Source organism: Neorhizobium fuzhouense (genome assembly GCF_042611105.1).
Classification (GTDB): domain Bacteria; phylum Pseudomonadota; class Alphaproteobacteria; order Rhizobiales; family Rhizobiaceae; genus Neorhizobium; species Neorhizobium galegae_A.
In genome coordinates, this window is record NZ_JBHFFP010000009.1 from 1 (window position 1) to 15,933 (window position 15,933).

A 15,933-nucleotide genomic window follows, 5' to 3' on the forward strand; every position below is an offset into this window, starting at 1 on the left:
GCGCGCGATCTCAGCCTGACTGATCTTCTTCTCATGCATCCGTGCGATGATACGACGTTCATCCAAACTCAACTGCATAAAAGAGCGGGCCATTCCATCCTCCTGAAACCATGGCCATTATTGTCTTCGTTGCATTTGAAAATGGAATCTGCCCCCCCTACAACATCCTGCCCGATAAGACAGCTTATGGAACTACACGAGAGAAACCTGACGTTAGCCGGCCAGCCGGCCGCCGGTCATGGGGTGCGGTGCGCCGGTCGTGCTTGGGAAGCTGATCGGCAGGCCGCGCAGCACGCGAACGGCGAGGAAGGCGAAACATTCCGCCTCCACCGCATCGCCGCGCCAGCCGAGTGTTTCAGCCGGCAGGACGTCCACCCGGGCGCGCGCACCCAGCATTTCCATCAGCACCGGATTGTGCCGGCCGCCACCGCTGACGAACACTTTGGCGGGACGCTGCGGCAAGAGATCGAGCCCCCGGCCGACAGCGCTTGCCGTAAAGGCGGTGAGGGTTGCTGCGCCATCCGCGGCATTGAGGCCGTCGGCCATGGCCGCACCGAAATCGAAGCGGTCGAGTGATTTCGGATAGCCTGCGCGCAGATAAGGGTGTTCCAGGAGACGCTGAAGGCGCGCCTCGTCCACCTGGCCCTGCCGCGCCAGTTTACCGTCGCGGTCCATCTCGCCGAGGCCATGGGATTTGACGAAATCGTTGATCGGCGCATTGGCCGGTCCGGTATCGAAGGCAACCAGCCGGCCCTTGCCATCGCTCCAGGTGATATTGGCGACGCCGCCGAGATTGAGGATGGCGGCCTCCCCCTCCTCCCCCGCCCGCTTCAGCAGGGCGGCATGATAGACGGCGGCGAGCGGTGCGCCCTGCCCGCCGGTTGCCACGTCGGCGCTTCTGAAATCATAGGCCACCTTGACGCCGAGCAGGCTTGCCATCAGTGCGCCGTCACCCAGCTGGCGCGTGGCGCCGATGCGGCCGGGCTGTGGCGCCCGGTGCAGAACCGTCTGGCCGTGAAAACCGACGACACCGATCTCGTCCCTCGAAAGGCCGGCCTCTTCCACCAGCGACCGCACGGCATCCGACTGCGCCCGGGTCAGCGCCTCTTCGGCGGTCGCAAAAATTTCGGGCTCCGGCCCCTCGAAATTCCAGCGGCGGGCTTCCTTTAGCGTTTCCTCCAGGAGATCGCGCACCGCACGGTCGTAGGGGGCGAGCGTATAGAGCCCGAACTGCTCGATCGTCTCGCCGTCTGTCTTGAGGAGGGCGACGTCGATATTGCCGTCCAGCACGGTTCCCGTCATCAAGCCCACGGCCCAGATCGGCTGCATGTCTCTTCTCCCTCAGTCTATTGTGTTGACTGCATCGCCCACGTCGGCGCGCAAGGCAAAAATGCCGCTGTCGGCATGGCGGCTCGGATGAACACGGTTCGTCAACAGCGTCCAGGCGCGGCCGCGGTCGAAATCGATCCAGAGGCCGGTGCCGGTAAAGCCGGTATGCCCGATGACGGAGCTGTTGCAAAGGCTCCCGCCCGACCAGCCCTCATAGGGCCGTTCCCAGCCATGGGTGCGTTTATCCGATAGCGGCGTGCGCATGAGGCGCACATCCGGGTCGCCCGCCGCATCCTTTTCCAGAAGGTGCGCGGCAAAATCCAGGACCGCATCCACCGTCCCGAACAGGCCGGCATGGCCGGAGCCCTGCAGGGCCGCACAGTTTTCATCATGCACCTCGCCGCAGAGAACCCGTCCGCGCCACATGCAATGCTCGGTGGCGGCAGCCTTTTCGGGAGGGGCAGAAAAGGCAAAACCGGGGCCGGCCTCCATGGCACGGATGGTTTTTCCCTCGATCCGCTCCAGCGCGATGCCCAGCAGGATATAGTTGATGTCGGAATAGACCGGTGGACCCTTGCGCCATTCCCGCTGCAGCACGAAGGCGCGCAGGCGCTCGGGGTCGTCGCCGTAGGTGTAGATGGGCTCGACGGCGGGAAACGGCGTCTGGTGCCCGAGGCACTGGCGAAAGGTGACGGCACGCTCCCAGCAGTCCGGCGCATATTGGCGAAAATCCGGAATAACCGAAGTGACCGGCGCATCGAGATCGAGACGCCCCTCAGATGCAAGGGCCAGAATGCGGGGCACGGTGAAGGCGACTTTCGAGATGGACGCAAGATCGAACCAGGTGTCGACGGTCATGATCCGCCCGCCGCCAACCTTCTGGGCAAGGCCTGTGGAACGCGTCATGCGGCCATGCTGCAGGTCATGGATACCAAGCACGCCGCCTGGAATGCGTCCGCTCCCGATCGACTGGTCGAGAAGAGCAAACGCTGCCTCGAACGGCTGCTCGAGCGCTTCGGTCCTACCGGCGGGCTTCTGCGACATGGTTCTGGTCCTTATACGGGTCGCCTTCGATGCGCACCTGATGATCCTCGCCGCAGACCCGCCAATGGTCCTTCGGCGGCTCGTAGCCCGGTGGCCGAAGAAGCGTCGGAATGGTGGCGGTGTCCAGCTCAAAAATCTCGCGCCGGCGCTCCATGGTGGGAACGGCCGCAATCAGGCGGCGGGTATAGGCATGCTGCGGCGAGGACAGAACGGCCTGAGCGGCGCCGATTTCCACGATCCGGCCGGCGTAAAGCACGGCCACCCGGTGCGCGATGCGTTCCACCACCGCCATGTCGTGCGAGACGAAGAGATAGGCGAGCTTCATCTCGTTCTGCAGGTCGATCAGCAGATCGAGAACTTTTGCCTGTACGGAGACATCCAGCGCCGAAACCGCCTCATCCAGCACCAGAACGGCGGGATTGACCATCATCGCGCGGGCAATGCACAGGCGCTGCCGCTGGCCGCCGGAAAATTCGTGCGCATAGCGCCGGATGCTGTTGGCAGGTAATCCGACCCGTTCGAGAAGGGCGGCCATGCGGGCGCGCACGGCGGCATCCACCCGCTCGCCCGAGGCAAGCACCGGCTCGGCCAGCAGGCTTTCCACGTCAAGCCGCGGGTTGAGCGAGGCATAGGGGTTCTGGAACACCATCTGCACGGGTTTGCGCCGGTTGGCGGGGCGCTCGTCCAGCACCGAAAACGTGCCGCGGCTTGGCTTGACGAGGCCGAGAAGCGCCCGTGCCGTGGTGGATTTGCCCGATCCGCTTTCGCCGACGATGGCAAGCGTCTCGCCCGGCATGACGTCGAAATCGACGCTTTCCACCGCATGGATGGCGCCGATGGACCGGCGCAGCAGGCCGGCGGTGGCGGGAAAGCGCACCGTCATGCCTTCCACCTTGAGCGTCGGTGTCGTTTCCCCTTCGGGCGCGCGGCGGTGGTCGCGGCGCACATGGCGGCCGCCTGAAAAATGCGGCACGGCCTTCAAGAGATGCTGCGTATACGGATGGTCCGGATGGTCGAGAATGCGGTCGAGCGGCCCCTGCTCCACCACCTGTCCCTCCTTCATCACCATCACACGGTCGGCGATGCCGGCGACCAGACCCATGTCGTGGGTGATGAAGATCAGGCCCGTGCCGGTCTCGCGGCGCAGTTCGGCGAGAAGCGCCATGATCTGCGCCTGGACACTCACATCGAGCGCCGTGGTCGGCTCGTCGGCAATCAGCAGGCGCGGATTGGTGGCAAGCGCCATGGCGATCATCACACGCTGCAGCATGCCGCCGGAGAGCTGGTGGGGATAGTATTTGAGACGCCGTGCCGCATCAGGAATGCGCACGCGCTCGAGCGCTTCAAGTGTTGCAGCACGGGCCGCCGATCCAGAAAGACCGCGCTGCAGCTTGAAGGCTTCGGCAATCTGCTCGCCAATCGTCAGCACCGGGTTAAGCGACGTCATCGGCTCCTGGAAGATCATGCCGATCTCGCCGCCGCGGATCTTTTCCATACGCCGGTCGCTGGCCGTGGCGAGATCGATCACCGCGCCGCCGGCGGTCAAAAAGTCCATCCGTCCGCCGAGGATGCGCCCGCCGCCATAATCCACCAGCCGGTTGATCGAGAGCGCCGTCACCGATTTGCCCGAGCCGCTTTCGCCGACGATGGCGAGCGTTTCGCCGGCGGCCAGATCGAAATCCACCCCATGCACGACCGGGCGCAGCGCATCACCGCGGCCGAAGCCGACCTTGAGGCCCGAGACGGAGAGAAGCTTGCTCATGCCACAACCCTTCGCATGCGCGGATCGAGAATATCGCGCAGCGCATCGCCCAGAAGATTGAAACCGAGAATGCCGAGCATCACGGCAAGCGCCGGGAAGATCAGCAGCCAGGGCGCCATTTCCATGAGATTGACGCTGTCGGCCAGCATCAGGCCGAGCGAGGAGTTGGGCGGCTGGGTGCCAAGCCCGAGGAAGCTCAAGCCCGATTCCGTCAGCAGCGACCAGGCAAGCGCCAGCGTCACCTGGACGGTGAGCGGTGCGACGAGGTTCAGCATCAGATGGCGGGTGAGGATGTAAGAGGTGGAACTGCCGAAACTGCGTGCCGCATCGACGAAATCGCGCGTCTTGATGGAAAGCGCCGGACCGCGCACGACGCGGGTGAAGATGGGCGTGTAAACGAAGGCGATGGCGAGAATGCTCGTAAACGTGCCGGGGCCGACGACGGCAATGAACAGCAGCGCCAGAAGTATGGCCGGGAAGGCCAGAAGCACATCCATGAGACGCATCACCAGTCCATCCCAGAGATGGCCGAACCAGGCGGCGGTGAGGCCAAGCAGCGTGCCGATCACGGCTGCCAGCCCGACGGAGGAAAAGGCAACGAGAAAGGATTGGCCGATGCCGATCATCAGACGGCTCAGCACGTCGCGGCCGAACATGTCGGTGCCCATCCAGTGGGCAAGCGTCGGGCCCTGCAGGCGTTCGATGCGGAATTGTTTCAGCGGATCGTAAGGGGTTAATCCCGCCTGCGAGAGAAACGCCACGATGATATAGAGGAGCACGATGGCTGCGCCGATGCGCCCGCTCGGATGGCGCAGCAGGCTTTGAAAGAAGGCCTTCATGCGCGTCCTCCGAGCCGGATGCGCGGATCGAGCATCACATAGGTCAGATCGACCAGCAGGTTGACGATCATGAAATTCAGCGCCACGAACAGCACGCTTCCCTGCACCAGCGCATAATCGCGCTGGAGGATGGCATCGAGCACCAGCCGGCCAAGACCGGGCAGCGCAAAGATCTGCTCGACCAGCACGGCGCCACCCAGAAGATAGCCGAATTCGACCCCGCTCAGCGTCACGACCGGGATCAGCGCATTTGGAAGCGCATGGCGCCAGATCACCCGGGCCTTCGGGGCGCCTTTGGCTCGGGCGGTGCGCACATAATCATCCCCCAGCACATCAAGAACGGCAGAGCGGGAAATGCGGGTGACGGAGGCGGTAAACGACAGGCCGAGCGTCATGGCGGGAAGAATGAGCTGCGACAGGTTGCCGAGCGGATCTTCGAGGAACGACACGAACTGCCCCATCGCCGGCAGGATGCCGAAACCGGCCGACAGCGCGAAGATGATCAGGAGGCCGATGACGAAGCTCGGCGTGGATTGCCCGATCATGGCAAAGATGCGCACGGCAAGATCGGAACGTTTTTCGTTGCGGGTAGCGGCAAAGACGCCGAGCGGCAGCCCGATGCTGAGGGCAATCACCATGGCAAGGACGGCAAGCTCGAGCGTCAGCGGAAACCGCTCCAGGATGACGTCAAGAACCGGTTTTCCATAGGTGACGGAGACACCGAGATTGCCGGAAAAGACCCCGCCGATCCAGCGCCAGTACTGGCTGAACCAGCCTTGGTCGAGACCGAAATAAACCGCCAGCGACTGGCGCTGCTCGGGCGTCAAAAGTCCCGCTTCCGTGCCGAGCATCGCCGTGATGGAATCGCCCGGAACGAGGCGGATCGCCACGAAGACCAGAACGGAGACGCCGAACATCACCAGTGGAAAGGTGACGAGGCGCCGGATCAGGTAATTCATGCTCTTCCGCCCCGCGCGCGCATTACTTCAGCGTGATCTTCGAAATGCCGAAGAGCGAGCCGTCCGGGGTCGGCACGTAGCCTTGAACATTCTGCTGCTGGGCGGTGTAGCTATAGCCGGTATAGAGCCAGATCCACGGCGACACTTCGGCCAGATGCTTGTCGAAGGCGCCAAAAATTTCGCGGCGCTTGGCCGGATCCGTCTCGACGCGGCCCTTCTGCATCAGGCTGTCGAGGTCGTCATCGATGTAGTTGGCCACCTTCTGCAGGTTGCCGGCCTTGGTCCAGTAGCGGTTATACATGGAATAGGGGTCGGCGCGGCCGCCGTTCAGCGCCACCGCCATGTCGAAATCGCCCTTCAGCCAGGTGTCGACATAGACGTTCAGCTCCATCAGCTTGATGTCGAGCTTGATGCCGATTTCCTGCAGCTGCGACTGGATGACCTGCGCTTCGGAGGCGGCCGTCGGCGGCTCGCCGGTCGCTGCAATCACGGTTGCCGAAAATCCGCCCGCATAGCCGGCGTCCGCCATCAGTTTCTTGGCCTTTTCCACATCGCGGCTGTAGCAGAACAGCGTGGACGGGTCGGACCGGTAGCCCGGCATGGTGAGCGGGCCGGTCACTTCGCCTTCGCCGAGAAGTGCGGTGTCGAGAATGTCCTTGCGGTCGATGGCGCAGGAAATCGCCTGGCGCACCTTCAGCTCCGTCATCGGCTTGCGCGACGGGTTCAGCTGCAGAACATGGTAGGCCAGCACCGGCTTGCGGTTGAGCGTCAGGCCTGCAACCTTCGGCACAAGCGTTGCAACCAGCGGGTCGTTCAACAGCGCAAAGTCCACCTGCTTGGCCCTGAGCGCTGCCAGAATGGCATTCTCATCGGGCAGGACGCGGATTTCGATGCCGTCGACGCCGGGCTTTCCGCCCGCCCAGTCGCTGTTGGCCACGAGCGTTTCGCGCGCATTCGGCTCCCATTTTTCCAGCTTGAACGGGCCGGATCCGACTGCCTGCGTGCCGATCTTGCCGGCTGCGATTTCAGATGCCGGCACGATGGCGGCGTTGATGCTGCCCATGGCGGTCAGGAGCGGCACGTCGGGCTGCGACAGCTTGAAGACGATCGTGTGCTCGTCCGGCGTTTCCATGGCTTCGATGGACAGGTAGTTGGCGCGCGCGGCCGCCCCCGTTGCCTGGTCGAGAATGCGGGTGAAGGAGGCCTTGACGTCGGCCGCCGTCACCGGGGCGCCGTTGTGGAATTTGGCCTTGGGGTCGAGCTTGAAGGTCAGCGTCTTGGCGTCTTCGGAAAACGACCAGCTGGTGGCAATGGCCGGCACCGTCTTCAGATCCGCATCGAGGCGCACGAGCGGCTCATAGATCAGTTCCAGAAGGCGGATGGAGGAAAACGCCGTCTGCTTGTGCGGATCAAGGCCGGTCGCGTCCTGCGCCCAGGCCATCTTGAGCGTGGCGGCGAAAGATGGTGCGGCCGTGGCGACGAGAAGGGACGCGACGATTGCCGCCGAACCCAGCAGTTTGCGTGTAAAACCGTATGTCATGACCTTGATCCCTCTGTTTTCCGGTTCCCGGGCTTCTTGAGGCGGGTGACCGTGTGGTTGCATCGTCTACAGTGTCAAACCTTCATCTGTCGCGCAGCTTCAAGAGCGTTGCGCAAAAAGCCATCGCTTGCCGCAAGAATTGCCTGCCCGGCCTCGACGTCAAGGCCGGTCAGAAGCATCAGGATGGCGAGTTTCACATTATTGCCGCTGAGCTTCAGGTAGGTCTCGGCCACGTCCGGGGTGCAGCCGGTTGCCTCCGCAATGATGCCGATGGCCCGCACGTGAAGCTTCGTATTGCTGATCGTCAGATCCACCATCAGGTTTTCATAGGTCTTGCCCATGCGGATCATGGCGGCGGTCGTCAGCATGTTGAGCACCAGCTTCTGGGCCGTGCCGGATTTAAGCCGCGTCGAGCCGGTGACGACCTCGGGTCCGACGATCGGCGAGATCGGGATATCGACCATGCCGGCGATCGTCGACTTCGGGTTGCACGTGAGAGAGACAGTGACGCAGCCGACGGTTCCCGCATAATCGAGGGCGCCAATGACATAAGGCGTGCGGCCGCTGACGGCGATGCCGACCACCACGTCCCGCTCGTTGAGATCGATCTCCTCGAGATTGCGACGGCCTTCGTCAGGATCGTCTTCGGCGCCTTCCACAGCCTGCATGATGGCCTTCGGGCCGCCGGCGATGAGGCCCACCACCATGCCTTCCGGCACCGAAAACGTCGGGGGGCATTCGGAGGCGTCAAGAATGCCGAGCCGCGCGCTGGTGCCGGCGCCGACATAGATCAGCCTGCCGCCTTCGCGAAAGGCCCGCACGGTCTCATCCACGGCGCAGGCGATTTCGGGAATGACCTTGGCGACGGCATCCGCAACCTTGGCATCCTCCGCGTTCATCACCTCGAGAATTTCCCGGGTCGGCAGAAGATCGATCGCCATGGAATTGGGATTGCGGGCTTCCGAAACCAACGTCTTGAGTTCTGCGAGAAGATGCTCGTGCGACATGGGATACCACTCGTTGTTTCCCTATTGTTATGATCGTATATTCCGAATGTCAATTTATTTAGGAATATTTTATTCCTCTTGTCGCGGCAGTTTCCGGACGAGCGGGAGCGGATTCCGCCTGCTTCAGGGGCGTTGTGCGAGGATGATGGCGCCCGAGACGGCATCGCCATCCGGTGGCTTCAGGCGGCGGCGCACATCCGGCGAAAGCCATGGCTCGAGCGGGCCGGCAAGGCCGCCGAGAAGCGTCACCAGCGGTGCCCCATAGTCCACCATGCGCCGCACCAGCGCATCGATATGGGCGGCACCCGCCTGCACGATCTGGCGGGCTGCCGGATCGCCCTGATCGGCATGGCGCAGAACGAGCGGCGCGAAGGTCGCGTAGTCGGTGGCGGTCGCCTTGTCCATCCAGCCGATGAGCCGCGCCGGCTCCCCATCGAAGCGGGCCATCACCTCCGACAGGAGCGGCGTGCGCTCGCGCCGGCCGTCGAAGGCGCGCAAGGCGAGCCGGATCGATGTGAGGCCGAGATCCGCACCGCTGCCCTCGTCCGAAATGGGAAAGCCGTACCCGCCGGCGCGCTTTTCTTCGCCGCCAATGAAGGCAAGGCCAATCGAGCCGGTGCCGGCGATGACGATGGCACCATCCCGACCCGAATGGGCGCCGAGGCAGGCGGCTGCGCCATCGGAGATGAAGCGGACGGAGGCGAACGGATGGGCAAGGATCTGCAATTGCTCAAGCGAGCCGGCGCGACTGAGGCCCGCAATCCCGACCCCGGCATGGACCTGGGGCGCGTCGGAGGGGTCGAGACCCGCCTCTTCGGCCGCACCCTGCCAGGCGCGCAGGACGGATGCCCAGGCATTGTCCACGCCCATCCGCGTGGTGGCAGGACCCGACAGGCCCTGCCCCAAAATATTGCCGCTCGCATCCACGATCCGGGCTCGGCATCCCGTTCCCCCGCCATCGACGCCGACGAAAAGCGGCCCGCTGCCCTTTTCCACCGTCATTGCGAGATCCGTTCGATCTGCGCTCCGCATTGCGCAAGCTTTCGGTCCAGTTGTTCATAACCACGGTCAAGGTGATAGACCCGGTTGATCACCGTTTCTCCCTCCGCCACCAGCGCTGCCAGCACGAGGCTGACGGAGGCGCGAAGATCGGTCGCCATGACGGGTGCCCCCTTCAGCGGCTTGCCGCCGCGCACTACGGCAACGGGACCGTTGAGGGCTATATCGGCGCCAAGCCGGATCAGTTCCGGCACATGCATGAAACGGTTTTCGAAAATCGTCTCGCGAAACAGGCTGGCCCCCTCCGCCCGGCTTGCCATGGCCATGAACTGCGCCTGCAGGTCGGTCGGAAAGCCGGGATAGGGTTCGGTGGTGATATCGACCGGCCGCAGCCGTTCGGTTCCGTTGACCACCACGCCGCGATCCCCTGGCCAGACAGTGACGCCCATGGCCTCCAGCGCCTGAAACACGGACGCCAGATGCTCCATGCGGGCGTTCACCAGTTCGATACGCCCGCCGGTGATGGCGGCCGCCACGGCATAAGTTCCAGCCTCCACGCGGTCCGGAATTCCGTGGTGGGAAGCCGCGCGCCAGGTCGTTGCCCCCTGGACGAGCAGCCGGTGGGTTCCCGCCCCTTCGATCTGAGCCCCCATAGCCGTCAGGCAGGCGACGAGATCCACCACTTCCGGTTCACGCGCAGCGTTCAGAATTTCGGTTTCCCCGCGGGCAGCGGTTGCGGCCATCAGCGCGGTTTCGGTTGCGCCGACGGAGGGGCCGGACAGCACGATACGCGCACCGGACAATCCCGCCTTTGCATCCGCAACGATATAGCCGCCCTCGATGGCGACCTCGGCGCCAAGGGCGGCAAGCACCTTCAGGTGCATGTCGACCGGACGCGCGCCGATGGCGCATCCCCCCGGCAGCGAGACGCGCGCGGCACCGAACCGGGCAAGCAGCGGCGCAAGGACGAGGATCGAGGCACGCATCTTGCGCACCGTGTCGTAATCCACCGTGCGCGCCACGATGTCTGCCGCATCGATCCGCGTGCCGCGCATGTCGCGGCTCACCTCAGCGCCGTAGAGCCCGATGATGTTCAGCATGTTCTCGACATCCGACACCTTGGGCAGGTTGGTCAGTTCGAGCGGTTCCGGGCTTAACAAGGACGCGGCGATCTGCGGCAATGCGGCGTTCTTGGCACCCGCGATGGGCACGGCGCCATCCAGCCTGTTGCCACCGGTGATGCGAAGTTGATCCATGATATGCGTCCGTTCAACGCCGCACAGCGGCCGGATAAGGATGGTGACCTCAGACGGCACACCGGCTATAATATTCCAGATAATTTTCTGATTGAGAATAGCATATTCCGCCAAGCGCCAAAGAGTTAGAGGAAAGCCAGCATGTCCGTCTTGAAAGTGATCCGCGCCAAACTGGACTCGATGACGGACGGCGAGCGCGAAATCGGCCAGTTCATCATCGATGATCCCGAGCGCATGGTCCGGCTTTCCTCGGCAGAGCTTGCCGCTGCCACCGGGCGCAGCCAGTCGAGCGTCGTCAAGTTTTCGCAGAAGATCGGCTATGACGGCTATCAGCAGCTGAAGCTTGCCGTGACCCGCGCCAAGGCGCAGGAATGGCGCGTGCCGACCGGCATGATCCACGGCACGATCGACCAGGGCGACAGCTTTGTCACGATGCAGCAGAAGCTGGTGGCGAGCAAGGTTTCTGCCATGCAGCAGACCATGCAGGTCAATAGCGAGGAGACGGTGCAGAAGGCCGTCGATGCGCTGGTGGCGGCGCGGCGCATTCATCTGGCCGGCGTCGGCGCCTCCTCGCTTGTGGCGCGTGACTTTTCCTACAAGCTGCTGAAGCTCGGCCTGATGGCGCTGATCGACAGCGACACGCATATCCAGATTGCCAATGCCGCCTCGATGACCGGCGAGGATGTGCTGTTTGCCATTTCCCAATCGGGCGCGACGCTCGAAACGGTGCGGCTGGCGGAGGTGGCGAAGAAATGTGGTGCGACCATCATCACGCTCACCGGCCTTCACCAGAACCGCCTCAGCGAACTTGCCGATGTCGCACTCAGCACCGTTGCCGACGAAGAGCGGGTGCGGTCTTCGGCCATCACCTCGCGCGACGCGCAGTTTGCCGTGATGGACCTGATCTTCCTGCTTCTCATCCGCACCCTTCCCGGCGCAAACGACGCCATCCATGCCAGCGAAGCGGCCGTCGTCATGCTGAAATCCTCCTGAGGCCGGCGCTATTTGATGGCGCCGGCCGTCATGCCGTTCACGAACTGTCGCGACAGGGCGATGTAGAGAATGATGACCGGCAGCGCCGAGAGCGTCAGGCCGGAAAATAGCACGCCCCAATCCGTGCCGAACTCACCCATGAAGGTGGTGAGCCCCTGCGGCAGGGTTTTCAGGTCGTTCGACTGGATGAAGATCAGCGGGAAGAAGAAATCGTTCCAGATCGGCACGACGTTCTGGATGGCGGCAATGACCATGGCCGGGCGCACCAGCGGCAGCATGATCGCCCACATGATGCGCGCTTCGCTGGCGCCGTCCATGCGCGCTGCATCCTCCAGCTCGTTCGGCAGGCTGCGGATGAAGCCGGTGAGGATGAACACGGTCGTCGGAAGCCCGGTCGCCACATAGATGAAGATCAGGGCAAAGCGCGTATCGAGCAGCCCGAGATCCCGCATCTGGATGAAGAGCGGGATGACGGCCAGTTTGAGCGGCAGCGTGAGGCCCGCCAGGAAGAACAGCAGGATCAGGTTTGCGCCGCGGAATTCGTAGCGCGCCAGTGCATAGGCCGCCATGGTGCCGAGCACCAGGATCAGCGCAATCGACGAGCCGGTGACGATGAAGGAATTCATCAGGTAGCGGATGAAATCCGTTTCCGCCCATACCCGCACCAGATTGCCGACCTTGGTAAAATCGGGCAGCGAAAACGGCGACTGGAAAATCTGCGCATTCGTCTTGAAGGCAGACATAACCATGATGAGGATCGGTGCCAGCATGACGATACTGTTGCCGATGAGGATGATCTGGATCAGCCCGTCACGGCCAAACGCCATGAACGATCCATCGCGCGTTTGCCTGCTCACAGCTGGATCTCCCTCTTGCGCAGCCTGATCGTGATGACGGAGGAGACGATGGCGATGAACAGGAAGATCAGCACTGCAAGCGCGCTGCCCGGACCAAAATTCTCAGCCGAAGCCGACATGCTGCCGAAGGCCGTGCGGTAGAAATAAAGTCCGAGCACATCGGTTGCGCCATGGGGGGAGCCATCGATGCCGCCCATCACATAGGGCAGTTCGAACCAGTTGAAGGCCCCGACGAACAGCAGCGTGAAGACGACGGTGGCGGACGGTGCGACCAGCGGCCAGACGATCTTTGACATCTTGACCCATTCGCTTTCGGTTTCCATGCGCACCGCATCAAGGATTTCGGAGGGAATGCGCTGCATGCCGGCCAGAAACACCAGCGTCGGGAAGCCGACCATGTGCCAGGCATTGGCCACGATGATGGCCATCAGCGCGGTCGAATCCTGCCCGAGCCAGGGCTGGGCGAGAAAACCGAGCCCCATGGCGCGCAGCGATACGTTGACTGCACCGAACAGCGGATGCAGGAAGAGTTTCCACAACAGGCCGACGATGACGGTGGAGAGAACCACCGGCAGGAAGACGGCGACACGGTGGAAGCGCGCGCCCCACAGCTCGCGCCAGAGGCAATAGGCGAGCAGAAAGCCGACGCCATTCTGCAGCACCATCAGGGCAAAGAACACAAAAATGTTGTGGCTGAACGCATTGATGGTGCGCTCGGAAAACGGAAACTCGAAGAGAACGCGGTAGAAATTGTCGAACCAGATGAAGTCACCGCGCACCAGTCCCCTCCACTCGTAGAAGGCATAGGCGAAAGCCGACAGGATGGGATAGACGAGGAACAGCGACATGAAGGCAATCGGCGGCACGACCAGTGCGGCGATCCAAAGGTTGCGTCCTGTCAGTTTGCTGGACAGCATCGGTTTTCCTTCAAGAACTTGACCATCGGCAGGCAGGTGGGGCCGGACGTCTCCGCCCGGCCCTTCCCGTCACTTCTTCTTGAACGGCGCGTACCAGGCGGAAAGACCATCGGTCATCGACTTGCCGACCTCGGCGGGCGTTGCCTGGCCATTGAGCAGCTTCTGCACGCCGGCCTGGATGAGATTGGAGCCGGTCGGTTCGCCATAGCGGAAGTTGACGAGCGTCATATAGGCGATCGAGTGCTGGTTCAGCTCGGCGACCTTTGCCAGGAGCGGGCTTTCGAAGGTCACGCCCGGCACTGCCGAGACGTTGTTGAGATTATTGGCAAACGGTTGGCCGAAGGCCTTGCTTGCGACATAGTTGAGGAACTTCAGCACAGCCTCGGGATCCTTCGTCTTGGCATTGGCGCCAAAGCCGGAATCGTAGAACAGGCCGACAAGCTTTTCATCTTCCGCCTTCAGCCCGGGCGCGGCAAACACGCCAAGCTTCAGATCCTTGTTCTGCTTGGCAAAATTGGCGATCTCGAACGAGCCGCCGGCAAACATGCCGGCCATGCCGGACGTGAACAGCTGCTGGGCAGAGGCGTAATCAAGCCCGACAAAGCCCTCGGGGAAATAGGCGGAGATTTCCTTCAGCTTGCCAAGGGCCGTCACGAAGCGCGGATCGTTGAAGTCGGTTTTGCCAGCCATCAGATCGGCGTAGAAGGCCTTGCCCATGATGGAGGAGGTGAGCGCCGAGACGATGGTCTCGTTCTGCCAGGCCGTTGCCGTACCATTGGCAAAGGGCATGAGGCCTGCCGCCTTCAACTTTTCGCAGGCTGCAATCAGCTCATCCCAGCTTTTCGGCTCGCTGATGCCGTTCTTCTCGAAGATCTCCTTGTTGTAGACCACGAGCATGGTCTGGCTCGCCGCCGGGATGGCATAGAGCACCTTGTCGGAGCGCATGGTCTCCGATGCAAGGGCCGCCTCGGAAAAACCGCTGATGGCCGGCACTTTCGTCTTGTCGAGCGGCATCAGGTAGCCGGCGCCCGCCAGGCTCTCCATGCCGCCATAGGTGCGCGTCATCATCAGGTCCGGCCCCTTGCCACCGGCAAGCGCCGTCGACAGGACCGTGTTGTAGCTTGTGGCCTCAAACGCCTCGAACTTGATCGAGACGCCCTGATTGGCCTTGGAAAAATCGGCAAACAGCTTTTCATATTCCGCCTTGTCCTCCTGGCGCCAGGTCCAGAAGGTCAGATCGGCTGCAAAGGACATCGTGGGTCCAAGCAGGGTGGAAAGGGCAAGGGTTGCTCCCAGCAGTATGTTTTTCATCGGTTCCTCTTTTCTTGTGTTTTGTCGACAAGGCTTCAGTGACATCAGATGGCCAGCCGCTGCCCGGTGCTGCGGCTGAAATAATGGGCCTTTCCGGGCAGAACGTGAATGCGAACGGGCGTATCGGGCGACAGATGCGTTTCGGGACCGCAGCGGACGGAGATGGGAGGCTCGCCCGCCATGCTGACATAGACGAAGGCGCTGTCGCCCAGATATTCGGTGTAGACGACGCTTGCGGCAAAGCCCGTTCCCTCCGCACCGGGCGTCAGCGTCATGCCATCGGGGCGAACACCGAGCAGGATGTCTTTCTCCGTGCCCTGCGGCAGCCGGTCCGGCGCGACTTCGCCGATGCCGGGGGCGACAAGACGCTCACCCTGACGTTCGACCTCCAGCATGGCCATGCGGGGGGAGCCGATGAAGTTGGCGACAAAGGTGTTGGCCGGCGTTTCGTAAAGCTCGCGCGGCGTGCCGAACTGTTCGATGCGCCCGGCATTGATGACGACGATCCGGTCGGCAAGCGTCATCGCCTCCACCTGGTCATGGGTGACATAAATGGTGGTGCCGCCGATCTCGCGGTGCAGGCGGGCGATTTCCAGCCGCACCTCGGAGCGCAGCGCCGCATCGAGATTGGAGAGCGGCTCATCGAGCAGCAGAAGCTGCGGCTTGCGCACCAGCGCCCGGCCGATGGCGACGCGCTGGCGCTGGCCGCCGGAAAGTTCGCGCGGCTTGCGCTCAAGAAGCGGCTCCAGCCGCAGCATGCGCGCCGCTTCCGCGATCCGCGCCTCGACCTCGGCCTTGTCGAGCCCCATCAGCCGGGCGCCAAAGGCCATGTTCTCGTAGACATTCATGTGCGGATAAAGCGCGTAGGACTGGAACACCATGGCAATGCCGCGCCTTGACGGGGCAATCTGGTTCATCAGGCGATCGTTCAACCAGAACTCGCCCTCTGTGATCGGGTCGAGGCCGGCAATCAGCCGCAGAAGGGTGGATTTTCCGCAACCCGACGGACCGACGAAGACGATTAGTTCCCGGTCGTTCACCTCAAGATCGATGCCGTGCAGGACGTCGACGGCCTTGAAGCTTTTCTTGATACCGCGCAGGGACAATCGGGCCAATGTCG

The 15,933-nt window shown here is 62.9% G+C and carries 15 protein-coding genes; 1 reads left to right on the top strand and 14 read right to left on the bottom strand.

Annotated features, from left to right (window positions below):
• From ACEXP3_RS16115 to murA, 10 genes are all read right to left on the bottom strand, one after another.
• Positions 1 to 93: helix-turn-helix domain-containing protein (locus tag ACEXP3_RS16115; protein WP_377298371.1), on the bottom strand; the 93-nt coding region annotated here is incomplete at its 3' end.
• 120 nt (positions 94 to 213) lie between these two features.
• The gene (locus ACEXP3_RS16120) at positions 214 to 1,329 is read right to left on the bottom strand and encodes an anhydro-N-acetylmuramic acid kinase (RefSeq protein ID WP_377298194.1); all 1,116 of its coding nucleotides are present in this window, start codon (positions 1,327 to 1,329) and stop codon (positions 214 to 216) included.
• A gap of 12 nt (positions 1,330 to 1,341) precedes the next feature.
• Complete coding sequence (locus ACEXP3_RS16125) at positions 1,342 to 2,373, bottom strand: serine hydrolase domain-containing protein (RefSeq protein ID WP_377298195.1); 1,032 nt, start codon at positions 2,371 to 2,373, stop codon at positions 1,342 to 1,344.
• A complete protein-coding gene (locus tag ACEXP3_RS16130) occupies positions 2,351 to 4,135 on the bottom strand; it encodes an ABC transporter ATP-binding protein (protein ID WP_377298196.1) in 1,785 nt (594 codons plus the stop codon). Before ACEXP3_RS16130 ends, ACEXP3_RS16125 begins: the two co-directional genes overlap by 23 nt.
• Complete coding sequence (locus tag ACEXP3_RS16135) at positions 4,132 to 4,974, bottom strand: ABC transporter permease (protein WP_377298197.1); 843 nt, start codon at positions 4,972 to 4,974, stop codon at positions 4,132 to 4,134. Before ACEXP3_RS16135 ends, ACEXP3_RS16130 begins: the two co-directional genes overlap by 4 nt.
• Positions 4,971 to 5,933: an ABC transporter permease gene (locus ACEXP3_RS16140; RefSeq protein ID WP_377298198.1), complete on the bottom strand. Its 963-nt coding sequence runs from the start codon at positions 5,931 to 5,933 to the stop codon at positions 4,971 to 4,973. The genes ACEXP3_RS16135 and ACEXP3_RS16140 overlap by 4 nt, the downstream gene beginning before the upstream one ends.
• Positions 5,934 to 5,955: 22 nt before the next feature.
• Positions 5,956 to 7,473: an ABC transporter substrate-binding protein gene (locus ACEXP3_RS16145; RefSeq protein WP_377298199.1), complete on the bottom strand. Its 1,518-nt coding sequence runs from the start codon at positions 7,471 to 7,473 to the stop codon at positions 5,956 to 5,958.
• A gap of 74 nt (positions 7,474 to 7,547) precedes the next feature.
• Complete coding sequence (gene murQ / locus ACEXP3_RS16150; RefSeq protein WP_377298200.1) at positions 7,548 to 8,480, bottom strand: N-acetylmuramic acid 6-phosphate etherase; 933 nt, start codon at positions 8,478 to 8,480, stop codon at positions 7,548 to 7,550.
• A 123-nt stretch (positions 8,481 to 8,603) separates the two neighbouring features.
• Entirely contained in the window at positions 8,604 to 9,482 is an 879-nt protein-coding gene (locus ACEXP3_RS16155; RefSeq protein WP_377298201.1) for a glucosamine kinase nucleotide-binding domain-containing protein, read from the bottom strand.
• On the bottom strand, positions 9,479 to 10,735 hold the full coding sequence (gene murA / locus ACEXP3_RS16160) for a UDP-N-acetylglucosamine 1-carboxyvinyltransferase (protein ID WP_377298202.1): 1,257 nt from the start codon (positions 10,733 to 10,735) through the stop codon (positions 9,479 to 9,481). Before murA ends, ACEXP3_RS16155 begins: the two co-directional genes overlap by 4 nt.
• Before the next feature lie 141 nt (positions 10,736 to 10,876).
• On the opposite strand from murA, the gene ACEXP3_RS16165 reads away from it, so the two are divergent.
• Positions 10,877 to 11,728, top strand: a complete 852-nt coding sequence (locus ACEXP3_RS16165) for a MurR/RpiR family transcriptional regulator (protein WP_210106490.1) — start codon at positions 10,877 to 10,879, stop codon at positions 11,726 to 11,728.
• A gap of 8 nt (positions 11,729 to 11,736) precedes the next feature.
• Here the strand turns inward: ACEXP3_RS16165 and ACEXP3_RS16170 are convergent, their stop codons facing one another.
• From ACEXP3_RS16170 to ACEXP3_RS16185, 4 genes are all read right to left on the bottom strand, one after another.
• On the bottom strand, positions 11,737 to 12,585 hold the full coding sequence (locus tag ACEXP3_RS16170) for a carbohydrate ABC transporter permease (RefSeq protein ID WP_377298203.1): 849 nt from the start codon (positions 12,583 to 12,585) through the stop codon (positions 11,737 to 11,739).
• A complete protein-coding gene (locus ACEXP3_RS16175; protein WP_377298204.1) occupies positions 12,582 to 13,502 on the bottom strand; it encodes a carbohydrate ABC transporter permease in 921 nt (306 codons plus the stop codon). Before ACEXP3_RS16175 ends, ACEXP3_RS16170 begins: the two co-directional genes overlap by 4 nt.
• A 69-nt stretch (positions 13,503 to 13,571) precedes the next feature.
• Positions 13,572 to 14,813, bottom strand: coding sequence for an extracellular solute-binding protein (locus ACEXP3_RS16180; protein WP_377298205.1), 1,242 nt, complete (start codon positions 14,811 to 14,813; stop codon positions 13,572 to 13,574).
• A gap of 44 nt (positions 14,814 to 14,857) precedes the next feature.
• Positions 14,858 to 15,928 carry an ABC transporter ATP-binding protein gene (locus ACEXP3_RS16185; RefSeq protein ID WP_377298206.1) on the bottom strand — a complete coding sequence of 357 codons (1,071 nt, stop codon included), beginning with the start codon at positions 15,926 to 15,928 and terminating at the stop codon, positions 14,858 to 14,860.
• Positions 15,929 to 15,933 lie beyond the last annotated feature (5 nt).